Consider the following 17,770-nt stretch of genomic DNA (forward strand, 5'->3'; position numbering starts at 1 on the left):
CGCCTGCGACTCGCCATGAAAGGCGTTGCCGTCGGGCCATGGATATTATTTTTTTGGGCAGGATCGAGATTGCGTTCGGGTGTGAAACCAGCTGTTTTTTTATTCTGCTGTGGCTCGATTATCAGCCAGGGGTTGCGCGGGGCGACACTTCAATTTAAACATGGCAGTTGTTAGTTTATTTAACAGCCAAAGGTGCCAGGAACCATGCCCGACCACCGTTTGCCGCCGCTCAACGCGGTGCGTGCCTTTGATGCCGCCGCCCGTTTGGGCAGCTATGTCGAAGCCTCGAAAGCCCTGCACGTGACCCAGCCGGCGATTGGCCGTCATGTGAAATTGCTCGAGGACTGGCTGGGCATTCAATTGTTCGAGCGCACCTCGCGCGGGGTCAACCTGACGCCGGCGGGGGAGAAATACCACCGAAAAATCAGTGCCGCGTTGCAACTGATCATCGAGGCCGGCAAAGAGACGCAACCCAAAGACGCCGAGCGCTGGCTGCGGATCATGGTGGTGCCGGGGTTCGCCAAGCGCTGGCTGATGCCAAGAATCGAAGCGCTGCGGCATTTGCGCCCCGGTCTGAAACTGGCCATTGAGCCGAACTCGACCTTCACCGAAGTGGATGGCAAAAGTGCCGATCTGGGCATCGTCTATGGCCTCGACGGGCAATACGCCGACTCACGGGAAACGCTGATTTGCCCGCGCGTATTTCCGATTTGCACGCCGGCGTATCTGGCCAGTATCGAGCCGATCAACAGCCCGGCCGATCTGGTCAGACACGAACTGATCCACGTCGATGACGGCGAATGGTGGAACCTGTGGTTTGCCGCGCACCACCTCGATACTCACCTGAATTCCGACATGCTCTACGTCAACAATGATCACGCGCTGTCAGTCGCCGAGAGCGGGCAGGGCATTGCGCTGGCCAACGAGGTGCTGGTGCGCCATGAACTCGCTAGCGGCAAACTGGTGCGCGCGGTCGACGCGCAAGTGAAGCTTGAGAGTTATCGAGTGCTGACGCCGTCCGCCGAACTCTCGGCGGATGTGGCGTGGTTTGTTCGGTGGTTGAAAACCGAGCTGGAAGCGGATTTCCCCGAAGCGGTGATCAACTGAGACGGAAACGCGCGGTGTTGTCGCTCAGCGCCTTGCTGCCCTGGCTCAAGGTGTCTGCGGCGAGATTCACCGCCCGTGCGCCTTCGAGCAAGCGCACGGCCGCCTGATCGACTTGCTGGATATTGCCGCTGACCTCATCGGCGGTGCTCGCTTGTTCTTCAACGGCAGTGGCGATCTGCGCGAGAGTGTCGGTGACGCTTTGCACCGCGCTGGCGATTTCTCCCAGACGTTCACCGAGGCCAGTGACCGACTCGGCATCGGTTTGCGCCTGACCGCACGCAGCTTCCATCAGGCTTACCGCTTCGTTGACGGTGGCGCGCAGGCTGTCGACCGTGCCGGCAATCTGCGCGGTGGACGATTGCGTGCGTTGCGACAGGCTGCGCACTTCATCGGCGACCACGGCGAATCCACGGCCCTGTTCACCGGCACGCGCCGCTTCAATCGCCGCGTTGAGCGCCAGCAGATTGGTTTGCTCGGCGACACCGCGAATGGTGTCGACCACCAGTTGAATCTGCTGGCCTTGCTCGCTGACCCGTCCGAGTGCGGCAGCGGTGTCGTTCAAGCGCTGATTGAGTTGTTGAATGCTTGCCGTGGTGCGTTGACTGTCGCGACTGCTGTCGGCGGCGATGCGGCGGGTGTGTTGGGCGCTGCCGGAGGCTTGTTCGCAACTTTGTGCGACGCCTTGCGAGGTGGCGGCCAGTTGTGTGGCGGCAGCGGCGATCTGGCTGATCTGCAACTGCTGGGCTTCAACTTCGCCGAGGGCACCGCTGGAATGCTCGTTGAGGCTGCGTACCGCGTTACTCAGTTGCGAGGTCTCGTGATCGACGCCAAGCATGCTGCTGCGCAGTTGCACCACGGCGACGTTGAGCGCGGTGCTGATCGCCGCCAATTCATCGCGGCCCACCACCGGCACTTGCAGGCTCAGATTGCCGTCGCGCAATGCTTCGGCGAGCACCGTAATGCCGCTGGCGCTGCGACGGATCGAGGCTTGCAGGCAGATGAACAAGTACAGCGCCGCGAGCAGCAGGCAGCCGAAAACGGCGGCCACGAGGATGAACTGGCGGATCGCCGAGCCGTGGTAGTCATTAAGCCGTTGATCCAGCGACAGCAGCGATTGCTGGCGCAGCGCCGCGAGATCGCTCAACAACGCGTCGAGGCTGCGTTCGAAGTCTTCCGGTTTGAGATTGATGCTGCCACCGAACACACCGTCATCGAGCACCTTCAAACCGCTGTCGAGGTGTTTGAGACTGTCATGGTATTGGCTGGCCCAACTCTGCTGGTCTTTCGGCAGGCGCGCTTCGAGCAGCGTGGCGGTTTTGACCAGTTGCTCGCGGGCATCGCCGATGCGGCTGCGCAGGTCGCGCAACTGCAAACGGCTCTGCAGGGTGAATTGGCCGGAGACCACCGAAGCCTGGCCGACCGCTGCCAGGCGTCCGACGCGTTCGATCAGATCCGGCGCGTGTTGCGTGGAGATCTGCGTCAGCAGATAGGTTTCCAGCCACGGTGCGAGGGTCAGGCGATTGTCCATGACGATCTGTTCGCGCAACGCTTGCAGGGCGCTCAAGGCATTGGTGAAGCGGTCATAGCCGTCCGGCCACCAACCTACGCCGCTGAGGCTTTTTGAATCGAGGCCGTTGAGTGCGGTTTGCAGCGCATGATAACGCGTGAGGGTTTCACCTTCGGCGCCTTCAATTTTCAAGGCATTGCCCAGATCGCTGATGGCTTGGGTAACCGCAGGCTGCACGGCGTCGAACGCGCCCATGGCAGCAAGGGTGGCTGGCGTCGGCTGGCGATTGGTTTCCGTGGCGCGCCAGCGGGCGGCGCGGTCACGCTGGGCGGCGAGCAGGTTGTCCAGCGCATCGAGGCTGAGCAACTGACGCACGCCGGCACGTTCGCCGGAAATCAGATTGAGCTTGTCGCGATAGTCCTGGCCGATCATCAACAGGCTGCCGGCCAAAGGCAGGATAAACAGCAAAAACAACAGCTGGAATTTACGTGCGAAACCAAACCGCCCCAGCAATTTGATCCCCGGTGAAAGGAAAGCCTGCATGCCCCATGACTCCTCTGGACACCACGCACCATCGGCGTGCATCGCGGTCGTCAGACCTTGATGTCGTGCCCTGCTAAAAGGCCTCGAAAGTTCACTCTCGCCCGCTCTGTAGGCCGGCTCTGTAGCGAAACTTCCCATTGTCGATCACCTTTGTAAGGCGACCGCGTTCAGGGACAGAAGCAAGGCAAGATTCAGACCATGGCGTTGCGCTATCACTTTGCGCACGACGATCTTTCAGTTAGTTAGCTGGCTAAGGGGATGGCGCTGGCGCACCGAAAAATGGCACATTGACGCACCTGCCTGCGTGCACCCATCTGCTGTCCGGAAATTTCCATGGCTATCAGCAACGTTCAGACCGCCGCTGCTTCGGCGTCCGCTCCCTCTCAAAGCAGCCCTCTGGTGATGCGCATCATCGGCGCGGTGGCGCTGGCGCATTTGATCAACGATTTGATCCAGTCGGTACTGCCGTCGATCTACCCGATGCTCAAGGCCAATTACGATTTGAGTTTTACTCAGGTCGGCCTGATCACTTTGACCTTTCAACTGACCGCGTCGCTGTTGCAGCCGTGGGTCGGGTATCACACGGATCGTCATCCGAAGCCGTGGCTGTTGCCGGCCGGTTCAATCTGCACGCTGATCGGCATCGTGATGATGTCGGTGGTTGGCAGTTTTCCATTGATTCTGTTGGCGGCGGCGCTGATCGGAATCGGCTCTTCGACCTTTCACCCTGAAGCGTCGCGCATTGCGCGGCTGGCCTCGGGTGGACGCTTTGGTCTGGCGCAATCGACGTTCCAGGTCGGCGGTAACGCCGGTTCCGCGTTTGGCCCGTTGCTGGCGGCGGCGATCATCATTCCGTTCGGTCAGGGCAACGTGGCGTGGTTTGGTCTGTTCGCGGTGTTTGCGCTGTTCGTGCTGTACCGCATCAGCCGCTGGTACGCCCATCACTTGAACCTGTTCAAGCTCAAGGCCGGGCAGGCGGCGACTCATGGGCTGTCGAAGGGCAGGGTGACCAGTGCGCTGGTGGTGCTTGGGCTGTTGGTGTTCTCCAAGTATTTCTACATGGCTAGCCTGACCAGTTACTTCACGTTTTACCTGATCGAGAAGTTCGACCTGTCGGTGGCCAGTTCGCAGTTGCACTTGTTCCTGTTCCTTGGTGCGGTGGCGGCGGGGACGTTCTTCGGTGGGCCGATTGGCGACAAGATCGGCCGTAAGGCGGTGATCTGGTTCTCGATCCTCGGTGTGGCGCCGTTCACGCTGCTGATGCCGCATGTCGACCTGTTCTGGACCAGCGTTCTGAGCGTGGTGATTGGCTTCATCCTCGCCTCGGCGTTCTCGGCGATTGTGGTTTATGCGCAGGAACTGGTGCCGGGCAATGTCGGGATGATTGCCGGGGTGTTCTTTGGTTTGATGTTTGGCTTCGGCGGGATTGGCGCGGCGTTGCTCGGGCATCTGGCGGATGTGCACGGGATTGAGTATGTGTATTTCCTGTGTTCGTTCCTGCCGTTGTTTGGCGTGTTGGCGATCTTCTTGCCGAAAACCAAAAAGGCCTGATTTACACATGACCCATTGTAGGAGTGAGCCTGCTCGCGATAGCGTTCGATCAGCTACAGATGTGCTGACTGACATACCGCTATCGCGAGCAGGCTCACTCCTACAGGGGGTTGGTGGTGTGACGGAGAATATTTCAGGCACAAAAAAGCCGCGTATCGAACGCGGCTTTTTCTTGGGTGCTGCTTTTACACGTTGAAGCGGAAGTGCATCACGTCGCCGTCTTTAACGATGTAGTCCTTGCCTTCCAGACGCCATTTACCGGCTTCTTTGGTACCGGCTTCGCCCTTGTACTGGATGAAGTCGTTGTAGGCGATGACTTCGGCGCGGATGAAGCCTTTCTCGAAGTCGGTGTGAATCACGCCGGCAGCCTGAGGTGCGGTAGCACCGACCTTGACGGTCCAGGCGCGGACTTCTTCGACACCGGCGGTGAAATAGGTCTGCAGGTGCAGCATCTCGTAGCCGGCGCGGATCACGCGGTTCAGGCCAGGCTCTTCCAGGCCCAGGGCCTCGAGGAACATGTCCTTCTCTTCGCCGTCGTCGAGTTCGGCGATTTCCGCTTCGATCTTGTTGCAGACCGGAACGACCATGGCGCCTTCTTCTTCGGCGATGGCCTTGACCACGTCCAGGTGCGGGTTGTTCTCGAAACCGTCTTCAGCGACGTTGGCGATGTACATGACCGGTTTGGTGGTCAGCAGGTGGAAGCCCTTGATCACTGCTTTTTCGTCAGCGCTCATGTTCTTCATCAGGCTGCGTGCAGGCTTGGCTTCGGTGAAGTGCGCGATCAGTTGCTCCAGCAGAGCCTTCTGAACGACGGCGTCCTTGTCACCGCCCTTGGCGTTGCGCGCGACTTTCTGCAGTTGCTTCTCGCAGCTGTCGAGGTCGGCGAAGATCAGTTCCAGGTCGATGATTTCGATGTCGCGCTTCGGGTCGACGCTGTTGGACACGTGGATCACGTTGTCGTCTTCGAAGCAGCGCACGACGTGAGCGATTGCGTCGGTCTCACGGATGTTGGCGAGGAACTTGTTGCCCAGGCCTTCACCTTTCGAAGCGCCGGCAACCAGGCCCGCGATGTCGACGAATTCCATGGTGGTCGGCAGGATGCGCTTTGGATTGACGATGGCCGCCAATGCTTCCAGACGTGGGTCCGGCATCGGCACGATGCCGCTGTTCGGCTCGATGGTGCAGAAGGGGAAGTTCTCGGCCGCGATACCGGATTTGGTCAGGGCGTTGAACAGGGTGGACTTGCCGACGTTAGGCAGGCCGACGATGCCGCAATTGAATCCCATGGTGTTTCCCCTCGGAGTAGAGTCAGGCCTTCTGGCTGTGCAGGTTTTTCATCGCGCGGTTCCATTCACCGTCGAGGATATCCGGCAGCACGCCGAGGGCAAAGTCGATGCTGGCATCGAGTTTTTCCTGTTCGGCGCGAGGCGCACGACCCAGGACGAAATTTGAAACCATACTGGCGACGCCCGGGTGGCCGATGCCAAGCCGCAGGCGGTAGAACGTATTCTGATTGCCCAATTGCGCAATGATGTCGCGCAACCCGTTGTGACCGCCATGGCCGCCGCCCTGCTTGAGCTTGGCAACGCCCGGAGGCAAGTCGAGTTCGTCATGCGCCACCAGAATTTCTTCAGGCTTGATGCGGAAGAAACCGGCGAGTGCCGCCACGGCCTGGCCGCTGCGGTTCATGTAGGTGGTGGGAATCAGCAGACGAACATCCTGACCCTGATGCGAATAGCGCCCGGTCAGGCCGAAATATTTGCGATCGGCCACAAGGTTCACACCTTGTGCGGCTGCGATGCGCTCAACAAAAAGGGCCCCTGCGTTATGCCGGGTCTGGTCGTATTCGGCGCCTGGATTTCCCAGGCCAACGATCAGTTTGATGGCAGTCACGATAGGGGCCCTTCCTTTGAGTGGTGAGTAACATCGCCGCGATCAGGGAAAGCGGCGAAAGTGGACGAAAATTGCTCATTTACCATGAATGTAAACTCCGCGTTCTCGCCCGCTTTCTCGCTACGTTCCAGTCCGCGATGTTACTTGCTCACTCAGGCTGAACAGAGTGAATTACTCTGCTGCGCCTTCTTCGGTAGCTTCTGGAGCAACACGTGGAGCGTGGACGTTGGCAACAGCCTTGTCATCGCCGTGTGCCAGAGCAACGAATTCAACGCCTTTCGGAGCTTTCAGATCCGACAGGTGAACGATTGCGCCGATTTCCAGAGCCGACAGGTCGACTTCGATGAACTCAGGCAGATCTTTCGGCAGGCAGGTTACTTCGATTTCGTTCAGAACGTGCGAGATCTCGCCGCCTTTCTTGACCGGAGCTTCTTCACCGACGAAGTGAACTGGCACGATAGCGGTCAGTTTCTGGCCAGCTACAACGCGCACGAAGTCAGCGTGCATCACGTGGCCTTTGGCCGGGTGACGCTGCAGAGCCTTGATGATTACGTTTTGCTTGGTGCCGCCAACGTTCAGTTCGATAACGTGGCTGTAAGCCACGTCGTTTTCGAGCAGTTTGGCAACTTCTTTGGCCAGCATGCTGATGGATTCAGGGGCTTTATCGCCACCGTAAACAACAGCTGGAACCAGAGCGGCGAGACGACGCAGGCGGCGGCTCGCACCTTTCCCCAGGTCGGAACGCACTTCAGCATTCAGAGTAAAATCGTTCATTTTGTATCTCCAAAATAGCCATGACCGGAATGACGTTTGCGACCAGCGCCAAACACGGTATGGGCAAAAAAGCCCCGCCCCGACAGGTATGCCGGGGCGGGGCGCTTTTCGTCAACGAGACAATTCGAGAAGGGCAGGACCCTTAACGGAACATCGCGCTGATCGATTCTTCATTGCTGATGCGGCGAACCGCTTCGGCAACAACCGGTGCGATATCCAGTTGACGGATACGTGCACAGGCTTGTGCTGCAGCGGACAGCGGGATGGTGTTAGTCACCACCAGCTCGTCCAGCACGGAATTTTCGATATTCTCGATGGCCCGGCCCGACAGCACAGGGTGTGTGCAGTAGGCAAAGACCTTGGCTGCGCCATGCTCTTTCAGGGCCTTGGCCGCGTGGCACAGGGTGCCGGCGGTATCGACCATGTCATCGACCAGAATGCAGGTACGCCCTTCGACATCACCAATGATATGCATCACTTCAGAGTGATTGGCTTTCTCACGGCGTTTGTCGATGATCCCGAGATCCACGCCCAGGGATTTGGCAACAGCACGTGCACGCACGACGCCACCAATGTCCGGGGACACGATCATCAGGTTTTCGAAGCGCTGATCTTCAATGTCATCCACCAGAACCGGGGAGCCGTAGATGTTATCTACCGGAATATCGAAGAAACCCTGAATCTGGTCAGCATGCAGATCAACCGTGAGAACACGGTCGATGCCGACTACGGTAAGCATGTCAGCAACGACTTTCGCGCTGATAGCCACACGTGCGGAACGCGGACGGCGATCCTGACGGGCATAACCAAAATAAGGAATAACAGCAGTGATACGAGTAGCCGAGGAGCGGCGGAAGGCATCAGCCATCACTACCAGTTCCATCAGGTTGTCGTTGGTCGGGGCGCAGGTCGGCTGAATAATGAAAACGTCTTTACCGCGAACGTTTTCATTGATCTCGGCTGTAATTTCGCCGTCGGAAAACTTGCCGACAGAGATGTCACCGAGAGGGATATGCAGCTGACGTACGACACGCCGAGCCAGATCGGGGTTAGCATTCCCCGTAAAGACCATCATCTTGGACACGCGCAGTACCTAGAGGCTGAGGGTAACCTGGATGAGTATAGAAAATGGCAGGGGCGGCTGGATTCGAACCAACGCATGGCAGGATCAAAACCTGCTGCCTTACCGCTTGGCGACGCCCCTGTATCTGTTGCATCAAGTGCCGAGCACCTGGTTCCTTTAGAGCAGACTTTGCAACTTGCGGTGCAACATCGAAACGTTGCTGCCTTTCGCTACAAACCCTGTAAGGGTCTCTGTCAGAAGGGCCGAGACTTTATCAGCTTCAGCTTTGCTTGGGAAGCCCCCAAACACACAACTTCCAGTTCCGGTGAGCTTTGCTTCGGTAAATTTACCTAACAAATCCAATGCGTTACGTACTTCTGGGTAACGCCTTGCAACCACCGGCAAGCAGTCATTTCGACTGTTTCCCTCGGGAACGGGGCGCACTTTAATGGGCGGCGTGTTACGTGTCAACAAAGGATCGGAAAAAATTTCTGCCGTACTTACAGAGACTTGCGGTACGAGGACCAGATACCACGGTTCTTCGGGATCGACGGGGGTGAGTTTTTCGCCCACGCCCTCGGCAAACGCCGCATGACCTCGAACGAAAACCGGCACGTCGGCGCCAAGCGTCAGGCCCAGCGCGGCCAGGTGATCTTCATCCCAACCCAGTTGCCACAGGTGATTGAGCCCGAGCAATGTGGTCGCCGCATTCGAGCTGCCGCCACCGATGCCGCCGCCCATAGGCAGAACTTTATCAATCCAGATATCGATACCGAGCGAGCAACCGGACTGTTGCTGGAGAGTTTTTGCCGCGCGCACGATCAGATTGCTGTCATGCGGAACGCCTTCGAATTCAGTGTGCAGCTGAATCACGCCGTCATCGCGCACGGCAAAGGTAATTTCATCGCCGTAATCGACAAACTGAAACAGTGTCTGCAGCTCGTGATAACCGTCTTCACGGCGCCCCAGAATGTGCAGCATCAGATTGAGTTTGGCCGGCGAGGGCAGGGTCAGGCGTGCAGGGGTCATCCGTTACTGCCCCAACTTGCGCGGTTGCCAGGTCTTGATCACCAGCGTCACGTCGAGGTCGGTGCCGTGCAGCTTGATCCGCTCTGGCAACCAGTAACCATTCTGTTCGGTGTAAGCGGTGTATTCGACTTTCCAGCCATCCTGTTCCAGGTTGGCCAGACGGCTGTCGGCGTCCAGATTCAGACGGCTTTTGCTGTCCGGTGCCGGCAGGCCACGAACCCACCAGGCCAGATTCGATACCGGCAATTTCCAACCCAGTTGCTCTTCAAGCAGGGCCTCTGGCGATTGCGACTCATAGCGACCCTGGTTGGCGACTTCCAGCGACACCTTGCCCGGACGCCCGGTCAGACGTGCCGCGCCACGACCCAGCGGGCCGGACAGGCGGATGTCGTAATAGTCCTGACGCTGCAGCCAGAACAACGTGCCGCTTCCCGAATCTTTCGGCGCGCGGATGCCTATCTTGCCGTCGATCTGCCAGCCGTCCAGGCCGGTCAGCTGTTGCTTGTTCGCGGCCCACTGAGCCGGACTGCCGTGGCCCTCGACCGATTCGCGAGCGCCGAAGCCCGCGCAACCGGCGAGCAGGGCGATGAAGCTGAAAACAATAACGTGGCGCAAAAACATGAGTTAAAGAGTCTCGGATCCGGTCAGGCGCTTGATGGTACTGCGCAGAATGGTGCTGTCGGGCTGATCCTTGAGGAATTTGCCCCAGACTTGTTTGGCTTCACGCTGGTTGCCCTTGACCCACAACACTTCGCCCAAGTGCGCGGCGACTTCATGGTCGGGGAAGCGCTCCAGCGCCTGACGCAGATATTTCTCGGCGTCATCCAGATTGCCCATGCGGAAGTTCACCCAGCCGAGGCTGTCGAGTACCGCCGGGTCTTCCGGATTGATCTGGTGTGCCTGCTCGATCAGCGCCTTGGCTTCAGCGTAGCGGGTGGTGCGGTCGGACAGGGTGTAGCCCAAGGCGTTCAGCGCCATGGCGTTGTCCGGATCGCGCTTGATGATCAGGCGCAGGTCTTTTTCCATCTGCGCCAGATCATTGCGTTTTTCCGCGAGCATCGCCCGGGTGTAAAGCAGGTTCAGATCGTCCGGGTATTGCTGCAAGGCGGTTTGCAGGACTTTCCAGGCCTTGTCGTCCTGTTTGTTCGCCGACAGGGTTTCCGATTCGATCAGGTACAACTGAATCGCGTAATCCGGTTGTTCATCACGCTCGGCTGCCAGTTTGCTTTGCGCTTCGGCGGTCTTGCCGTTGTTCATCAGAATGTCGGCCTGACGCAGTTGAGCCGGCAGATAGTCGTTGCCCGGGCCAACCTGGGCGTATTCGATCAGGGCGCCTTGCGGGTCGTTGCGTTCCTCGGCAATACGACCGAGGTTCAAATGCGCCGAATCGACGTGGCTTTCGCGGGCGATCAGGTCTTCCAGATAGCCTTTGGCCTCGTCCCAGGCTTTGGCTTCCAGGCACACCAGTGCCAGCGAGTAGCGCAGCTCGTCATCTTCCGGGTATTGCTGAACGAGGCTGGAGAACTCGGCTTTGGCGTCGTCCATCCGGTCCTGTTCGACCAGCATCCGCGCATACGTCAGGCGCAGGCGTTTGTCGTCCGGATACTTCTTGATGTTTTTTTGCAGCAGCGGCAGCGCTTCGTCACCTCGGTTGAGGATCTGTAACAAGCGTGCACGCAACAGAATCGGCGCGATTTCGCCGTCTTCCGGCGGGTTGTCTTCGAGCAGGGTCAGCGCCGCTTTGTTGTCGCCGTCCTGTTGCAACAACAGCGCCTTGCCGAAAATCAGCTGGCTGTTGTTCGGATGACGCTGCAACAAACGGTCGAAACTTTTCATCAGACCGTTGCGGGTTTCCTGATCGGTGTCAGCCGCCGACAGCGCGAGGAAGTCGAAATGGGTGTCGCCCTTGCCCTGCAGGACTTTCTCCATATAGACCATGGAGTCGTCGTAACGCCCGGCTCGGGCCAGTTGCACGGCGGCGGCGCGTTGCGCTTCGAGGTCGTCCGGGGCGTTTTTCGCCCAGATCAGCGCGGTATCCAGAGCAGGCTGATCCGCGCCCAGGTATTCGGCGATACGGAATGCGCGCTCGGAAACGCCGGGATCCTGAGTGTTGATGGCCTGGGTCACGTAGTTGTCCAGGGCAATGTCGAAACGATTGCGCTGGCCGGCGAGTTCGGCGCTCAACAGGCTGAAAACGGTTTCCTCGCTGAACGAGCTGTAAACCTTGGGCTTTTCAGGTGCGGGCGTGGTGTCTTCGACCGGTGAGGCACCGTCCTGCGAAACGGGGGCCAAGGCCTGGCAGCCGCTGAGGAAGACAAAAGCGAGGAGCAACGCGGAAGATCTATTCATATAGGAAGAGGACGACTAACCTGCGGTCGGATCATCATGACACAAGCCTTCGGCCAAACATAACCGAGTCTCAATTGTGCCCATTATAGGGGCCAACCATTGGGACAATAGTCAGCGGTAGTTGTTCTGAATCTGACGAAGGTGGACAATTGCCGGCTTCACGTCACCATCAGCGACCTTGAATGGCCTTCCTTGCACTCGGTATCAACCACAAGACTGCTTCAGTAGACGTCCGCGAGCGCGTGGCCTTTACCCCTGAGCAGCTGGTGGAGGCCTTGCAGCAGCTCTGCCGACTCACCGACAGCCGCGAAGCTGCGATCCTCTCCACCTGCAATCGCAGTGAGCTTTATATAGAACAGGATCAGCTTTCGGCGGATATCGTGCTGCGCTGGCTGGCCGACTATCACCATTTAAGCCTCGATGAGCTGCGCGCGAGCGCTTATGTGCATGAAGATGATGCGGCAGTTCGTCACATGATGCGCGTCGCCTCCGGGCTCGACTCGCTGGTGTTGGGCGAACCGCAGATTCTCGGCCAGATGAAATCGGCCTACGCCGTGGCCCGCGAGGCCGGCACCATCGGCCCGCTGCTGGGGCGTTTGTTTCAAGCGACGTTCAACGCCGCCAAGCAAGTGCGCACCGACACCGCCATCGGTGAAAACCCGGTGTCCGTTGCATTTGCCGCCGTCAGTCTGGCCAAACAGATTTTCAGCGATTTGCAACGCAGTCAGGCCTTGCTGATCGGTGCCGGCGAAACCATCACGCTGGTCGCCCGCCATTTGCACGAACTGGGGGTCAAGCGCATCGTCGTCGCCAACCGTACGCTGGAGCGCGCCAGTCAGCTGGCCGAACAGTTCGGTGCCCACGCGGTGTTGCTGTCGGACATTCCGGCAGAACTGGTGCGCAGTGACATCGTCATCAGTTCGACCGCCAGTCAGTTGCCGATCCTCGGCAAGGGCGCGGTCGAGAGCGCGCTGAAGCTGCGCAAGCACAAGCCGATCTTCATGGTCGATATCGCCGTTCCCCGCGATATCGAGCCGGAAGTTGGCGAGTTGGACGACGTTTACCTCTACAGCGTCGACGATCTCCACGAGGTGGTCGCCGAAAACCTCAAGAGCCGACAGGGCGCGGCGCAAGCAGCCGAAGAAATGGTTTCGGTCGGCGCCGACGATTTCATGGTGCGTCTGCGCGAACTGGCGGCGGTCGACGTGCTGAAGGCCTATCGTCAACAGAGCGAACGGCTGCGCGACGAAGAACTGCAAAAAGCCCTGCGTCTGCTGGCCAACGGCGGCAACGCGGAAGAGGTGCTCGGGCAACTGGCCCGTGGCCTGACCAATAAACTGTTGCATGCGCCCAGCGTGCAACTGAAAAAGCTTTCTGCCGAAGGCCGCCTCGATGCGCTGGCCATGGCTCAGGAACTCTTTGCCCTCGAGGGCTCACCGGATAGCTTTTCGGATAAAAAACCGCAATGAAAGCGTCACTGCTCAATAAGCTGGATATTCTCCAGGACCGTTTCGAGGAACTGACCGCGCTGCTCGGCGACGCTGAAGTCATTTCCGATCAAGCCAAATTCCGCGCTTATTCCAAGGAATACGCCGAACTCGAACCGGTCGTACAAGGCTATAAAAAGCTCCTTGGCGTACAAAGCGATCTTGAAGGCGCGCAGGCGCTGCTCAAGGACAGCGACCCGGACATGCGTGAAATGGCCGTGGAAGAAGTCCGCGAAGCCAAGGAAATGCTGATCACCCTGGAATCCGATCTGCAGCGCATGTTGCTGCCCAAGGATCCGAACGACGGTCGCAACGTGTTCCTCGAAATCCGCGCCGGCACCGGTGGTGACGAGGCGGCGATCTTCTCCGGCGATCTGTTCCGCATGTACTCGCGTTACGCCGAACGTCGCGGCTGGCGTGTGGAAATTCTCTCGGAGAACGAGGGCGAGCACGGTGGCTATAAAGAAGTCATCGCCCGAATTGAAGGCGACAACGTTTACGGCAAGCTGAAATTCGAATCCGGCGCGCACCGCGTACAGCGTGTACCCGCCACCGAATCCCAGGGCCGTATCCACACCTCGGCCTGCACCGTGGCGGTATTGCCCGAGCCGGACGAGCGTGAAGCCATCGAGATCAACCCGGCGGATTTGCGCGTCGACACGTTCCGCTCTTCCGGCGCCGGTGGTCAGCACGTCAACACCACCGACTCGGCGATCCGCATCACGCACATACCGACCGGCACCGTCGTCGAGTGTCAGGAAGAACGTTCCCAACACAAGAACCGCGCCCGGGCGATGGCCTGGCTGTCGGCCAAGCTCAACGATCAGCAAACCGCAGCGGCGGCGAATGCCATCGCCAGCGAGCGCAAATTGCTCGTCGGTTCCGGTGACCGTTCCGAGCGGATTCGCACATACAACTTTGCCCAGGGCCGGGTCACTGACCATCGCGTCAACCTGACCCTTTACTCCCTTGATGAAATTCTCGCCGGTGGTGTTGAAGCTGTGATCGAGCCTTTGCTGGCCGAATACCAGGCTGATCAACTCGCCGCGATTGGTGAATAAATGACCATCATTGCCAGCCTGTTGCGCGCCGCCGAACTGCCGGATTCGCCGACTGCGCGTCTGGACGCCGAATTGCTTCTGGCGGCCGCGCTGGGCAAGTCGCGCAGTTTTCTGCACACTTGGCCCGAGCGCATCGTGCCAAGCGAAGCCGTGTTGGTGTTTGCCGAGTACTTGCAACGCCGTCGCGGCGGCGAGCCGGTGGCGTACATTCTCGGTCAGCAGGGTTTCTGGAAACTCGATCTGGAAGTTGCGCCGCACACGCTGATCCCGCGTCCCGACACCGAACTGCTGGTGGAAGCGGCGCTGGAATTGCTGCCGGCGACCCCGGCGACAGTACTCGACCTCGGCACCGGCAGCGGCGCGATTGCTCTGGCCCTGGCCAGCGAGCGTCCGGCGTGGAAAGTCACCGCCGTGGATCGCGTGCTGGAGGCTGTGGCGTTGGCCGAACGCAATCGCCAGCGTCTGCACCTGAACAACGCCACGGTGCTGAGCAGTCATTGGTTCAGCTCGCTGCAAGGTCAGCGCTTTCAACTGATCATCAGCAACCCGCCGTACATTGCTGCCGCCGATCCGCATCTGGTCGAAGGCGATGTGCGCTTCGAACCGCAAAGTGCGTTGGTCGCCGGTAAAGACGGGCTCGACGATCTGCGCCTGATCATCGCCCAGGCTCCGGATCATCTGGAGGCCGCTGGCTGGCTGATGCTCGAACATGGCTATGATCAAGCGGAAGCCGTGCGCGATCTGTTGCTGACGCGCGGTTTTGAAGAAGTCCACAGCCGCACCGATCTGGGCGGCCATCAACGCATCAGTCTGGGACGCCTGCCGTGCTGAATGATCAGGAATTGCTGCGCTACAGCCGGCAGATTCTGCTGCAACACATCGACATCGATGGCCAGTTGAAGCTCAAGGACAGTCGGGTACTGATCGTCGGCCTCGGTGGTCTCGGTGCACCGGTTGCCTTGTACCTGGCTGCTGCGGGGGTCGGTCAATTGCATCTGGCCGACTTCGACACGGTCGATCTGACCAACCTGCAACGCCAGATCATTCATGACACCGACAGCGTCGGCATGAGCAAGGTCGACTCGGCGCTCAAGCGTCTGGGCGCGATCAACCCGCAGATTGAACTGGTCGCCCATCGTCAGGCGCTGGATGAAGACACCCTCGCCGCCGCTGTGTCTGCGGTCGATCTGGTGCTCGACTGTTCCGATAATTTTTCTACCCGCGAAGCGGTCAACGCCGCGTGCGTGGCCGCCGGGAAACCCTTGGTCAGTGGCGCGGCGATTCGCCTTGAAGGGCAGCTCTCGGTGTTTGATCCAGGTCGCCCCGAGAGTCCGTGTTACCACTGTTTGTACGGGCACGGTAGCGAAGCCGAACTGACTTGCAGCGAAGCGGGCGTGGTCGGGCCGTTGGTTGGCCTGGTCGGCAGTCTTCAGGCGCTTGAGGCGTTGAAGATGTTGGTCGGTTTCGGCGAACCGCTGGTGGGGCGCCTGTTGTTGATCGATGCCTTGGGCTCGCGCTTCCGTGAATTGCGCGTCAAGCGTGATCCGGGTTGCAGCGTGTGCGGATCGCGCCATGCGTGAAGCACCGATCGCGGTGTTCGATTCCGGTGTCGGCGGTTTGTCGGTATTGGCGGAGATCCAGCGCTTGCTGCCCAACGAGTCGCTGCTGTACCTCGGCGATTGCGGCCACATTCCTTATGGCGAGAAGACCCCGGAATTCATTCGCCAGCGCTGCAGCGTCATGGCCGGTTTTTTCCGCGAGCAGGGCGCCAAGGCCTTGGTGATCGCCTGTAACACGGCGACCGTGGCCGGTGTTGCCGACTTGCGTCGTGATTTCCCTGACTGGCCGATTGTCGGCATGGAGCCTGCGGTTAAACCAGCGGCAGCCGCGACCCGTAGCGGTGTGGTCGGCGTGCTTGCAACCACCGGTACTTTGCAGAGCGCCAAGTTCGCAGCCCTGCTTGATCGTTTTGCCACCGACGTGCGCGTCATCACTCAGCCCTGTCCGGGGCTGGTCGAGTTGATCGAGCGCGGCGATCTGGTCAGCGATGAGTTGCGCGCCTTACTCAAGCATTATGTCGATCCACTGCTGGCCAACGGTTGCGATACGATCATTCTCGGCTGCACGCACTATCCTTTCCTCAAGCCGATGCTCAAGTCGATGATCCCCGAAGACATCAGCCTGATCGATACCGGCGCCGCCGTCGCACGGCAACTTCAGCGGCTGTTGGCCGAGCGCGATCTGCTCGCCGATGGCCCGAACCGTTCAGTCAGATTCTGGACGAGTGCTGATCCGGATTACTTGTGCAATGTCCTGCCGCTGCTGGGGCAAACGGCAGTCGACGTAAAAAAATTCACCTTGTAAAAAAAGTGTGAAATAACTGAAAAATCGGCTGAACTTCTGAACAGGCGCCGACTTCTATAGCGTTGAGTTATCCAGAAAACCAAACGATCGTTCCGGAAAAGGAAGTTTCAAAGTGAAGCGACTATTCTGCTTGGCCGCGATTGCGGCCGCACTGATGGGGCAAAGTATTACCGCACAAGCTGCCGGCGTTGAATTCGCCGTCGGTGCTACCAGCGATTCGACAATGACTTATCGCTTGGGCATGAATTTCGACTGGGACAAGAGCTGGCTGCAGAGCGACGTCGGTCGCCTGACCGGTTACTGGAGCGGCGCCTATACCTACTGGGAAGGTGACAAGACCTCCAGCAACAACAGCCTGTCGTTCTCGCCGGTGTTTGTTTACGAGTTTGCCGGCCAGTCGGTCAAACCGTATGTCGAAGCGGGGATCGGCGTGGCGGTGTTCTCCAACACTAAATACGAAGACAATAATATCGGCGGCGCCTTCCAGTTCGAAGACCGCTTCGGTTTTGGTCTGCGTTTCAATGGCGGGCATGAAGTCGGGATTCGTGCGACGCACTATTCCAACGCCGGCCTGGCCAGCAGCAACGATGGGGTAGAGAGCTACTCGCTGCATTACACGTTGCCGTTGTAAGTCGTACGCCTAACCCCTGTAGGAGTGAGCAGGCTCACTCCTACATTTGTTTTTGGGGAGTATCGGAATCAGCGATACGCCGTGGCAATGCCCTGGCGTTCTTCAATGCACTCCGGCGCGCCCATTTCGAACTCGCGGCAGATCAACGGGCGTTTCTCATAGATCGTGCACATCATCGTGTCGCGATCCAGCGCCGCGCACCAGCCGTCGTCCAGACGCAGCATCACTTCACCGCCCCAGTCATCTGTATCGATAAAGCGCTCAGGCACGCCGGTGTCGGTGATCAGCATCACTTCGAGCTGACAGCAGCAGGCTGCGCAGGTCGAACAGGTGACCGCAGGCTCGGTGATTTGCTGATGGGGAATGGTTTTCATGGCGCCAGTGTAAGGCAGTCGCCGATCGGCGTGTGAA

Annotated in this window: 17 protein-coding genes and 1 tRNA gene; 8 read left to right on the top strand and 10 right to left on the bottom strand. The window is 59.1% G+C overall.

Annotated features, from left to right (window positions below):
* Positions 1-204: 204 nt before the first annotated feature.
* On the top strand, positions 205-1,107 hold the full coding sequence (locus F2P67_RS14670; protein ID WP_166221159.1) for a LysR substrate-binding domain-containing protein: 903 nt from the start codon (positions 205-207) through the stop codon (positions 1,105-1,107).
* On the opposite strand, the gene F2P67_RS14675 is transcribed toward F2P67_RS14670, so the two are convergent.
* On the bottom strand, positions 1,100-3,157 hold the full coding sequence (locus tag F2P67_RS14675; protein WP_166221160.1) for a methyl-accepting chemotaxis protein: 2,058 nt from the start codon (positions 3,155-3,157) through the stop codon (positions 1,100-1,102). The two genes, F2P67_RS14670 and F2P67_RS14675, sit on opposite strands and share 8 nt — an antisense overlap.
* A gap of 333 nt (positions 3,158-3,490) precedes the next feature.
* Between F2P67_RS14675 and F2P67_RS14680 the strand changes: the two genes are divergently transcribed.
* Complete coding sequence (locus tag F2P67_RS14680) at positions 3,491-4,708, top strand: MFS transporter (protein WP_166221161.1); 1,218 nt, start codon at positions 3,491-3,493, stop codon at positions 4,706-4,708.
* A 185-nt stretch (positions 4,709-4,893) separates the two neighbouring features.
* On the opposite strand, the gene ychF is transcribed toward F2P67_RS14680, so the two are convergent.
* From ychF to F2P67_RS14720, 8 genes are all read right to left on the bottom strand, one after another.
* Positions 4,894-5,994 (bottom strand): redox-regulated ATPase YchF, encoded by a 1,101-nt coding sequence (gene ychF / locus F2P67_RS14685; protein WP_103306068.1) that lies wholly within the window; start codon positions 5,992-5,994, stop codon positions 4,894-4,896.
* A 22-nt stretch (positions 5,995-6,016) separates the two neighbouring features.
* A complete protein-coding gene (gene pth, locus F2P67_RS14690; RefSeq protein WP_166221162.1) occupies positions 6,017-6,601 on the bottom strand; it encodes an aminoacyl-tRNA hydrolase in 585 nt (194 codons plus the stop codon).
* A gap of 171 nt (positions 6,602-6,772) precedes the next feature.
* Positions 6,773-7,375, bottom strand: a complete 603-nt coding sequence (locus tag F2P67_RS14695; RefSeq protein WP_166221164.1) for a 50S ribosomal protein L25/general stress protein Ctc — start codon at positions 7,373-7,375, stop codon at positions 6,773-6,775.
* A gap of 142 nt (positions 7,376-7,517) precedes the next feature.
* The gene (locus tag F2P67_RS14700; protein ID WP_003171603.1) at positions 7,518-8,459 is read right to left on the bottom strand and encodes a ribose-phosphate pyrophosphokinase; all 942 of its coding nucleotides are present in this window, start codon (positions 8,457-8,459) and stop codon (positions 7,518-7,520) included.
* 45 nt (positions 8,460-8,504) lie between these two features.
* A tRNA-Gln gene (locus F2P67_RS14705) sits at positions 8,505-8,579 on the bottom strand.
* 36 nt (positions 8,580-8,615) lie between these two features.
* Complete coding sequence (ispE, locus tag F2P67_RS14710; protein ID WP_166221166.1) at positions 8,616-9,467, bottom strand: 4-(cytidine 5'-diphospho)-2-C-methyl-D-erythritol kinase; 852 nt, start codon at positions 9,465-9,467, stop codon at positions 8,616-8,618.
* 3 nt (positions 9,468-9,470) lie between these two features.
* Positions 9,471-10,088, bottom strand: coding sequence for a lipoprotein insertase outer membrane protein LolB (lolB, locus tag F2P67_RS14715; RefSeq protein WP_166221168.1), 618 nt, complete (start codon positions 10,086-10,088; stop codon positions 9,471-9,473).
* A gap of 3 nt (positions 10,089-10,091) precedes the next feature.
* Positions 10,092-11,816 (bottom strand): tetratricopeptide repeat protein, encoded by a 1,725-nt coding sequence (locus F2P67_RS14720; RefSeq protein ID WP_166221170.1) that lies wholly within the window; start codon positions 11,814-11,816, stop codon positions 10,092-10,094.
* Between the two features lie 182 nt (positions 11,817-11,998).
* Here F2P67_RS14720 and hemA point away from each other — a divergent pair, with 182 nt between their 5' ends.
* The 6 genes from hemA (at position 11,999) to F2P67_RS14750 (ending at position 17,359) form a co-directional block, all read left to right on the top strand.
* Positions 11,999-13,285, top strand: a complete 1,287-nt coding sequence (gene hemA, locus F2P67_RS14725) for a glutamyl-tRNA reductase (protein ID WP_166221172.1) — start codon at positions 11,999-12,001, stop codon at positions 13,283-13,285.
* Complete coding sequence (prfA, locus tag F2P67_RS14730; RefSeq protein ID WP_166221174.1) at positions 13,282-14,364, top strand: peptide chain release factor 1; 1,083 nt, start codon at positions 13,282-13,284, stop codon at positions 14,362-14,364. Before hemA ends, prfA begins: the two co-directional genes overlap by 4 nt.
* Positions 14,365-15,195: a peptide chain release factor N(5)-glutamine methyltransferase gene (prmC, locus tag F2P67_RS14735; RefSeq protein ID WP_166221176.1), complete on the top strand. Its 831-nt coding sequence runs from the start codon at positions 14,365-14,367 to the stop codon at positions 15,193-15,195.
* Positions 15,189-15,944 carry a molybdopterin-synthase adenylyltransferase MoeB gene (locus tag F2P67_RS14740; RefSeq protein ID WP_166221178.1) on the top strand — a complete coding sequence of 252 codons (756 nt, stop codon included), beginning with the start codon at positions 15,189-15,191 and terminating at the stop codon, positions 15,942-15,944. The genes prmC and F2P67_RS14740 overlap by 7 nt, the downstream gene beginning before the upstream one ends.
* Positions 15,937-16,728 (top strand): glutamate racemase, encoded by a 792-nt coding sequence (gene murI / locus F2P67_RS14745; RefSeq protein WP_166221180.1) that lies wholly within the window; start codon positions 15,937-15,939, stop codon positions 16,726-16,728. The genes F2P67_RS14740 and murI overlap by 8 nt, the downstream gene beginning before the upstream one ends.
* A gap of 112 nt (positions 16,729-16,840) precedes the next feature.
* Positions 16,841-17,359: an acyloxyacyl hydrolase gene (locus tag F2P67_RS14750; RefSeq protein ID WP_166221182.1), complete on the top strand. Its 519-nt coding sequence runs from the start codon at positions 16,841-16,843 to the stop codon at positions 17,357-17,359.
* Positions 17,360-17,427: 68 nt separating this feature from the next.
* Here F2P67_RS14750 and F2P67_RS14755 read toward each other — a convergent pair whose 3' ends face one another.
* A complete protein-coding gene (locus F2P67_RS14755) occupies positions 17,428-17,733 on the bottom strand; it encodes a YkgJ family cysteine cluster protein (RefSeq protein ID WP_166221184.1) in 306 nt (101 codons plus the stop codon).
* Positions 17,734-17,770: the final 37 nt, after the last annotated feature.

Origin of the sequence: Pseudomonas atagonensis (assembly GCF_011369485.1) — a bacterium.
GTDB lineage: Bacteria > Pseudomonadota > Gammaproteobacteria > Pseudomonadales > Pseudomonadaceae > Aquipseudomonas > Aquipseudomonas atagonensis.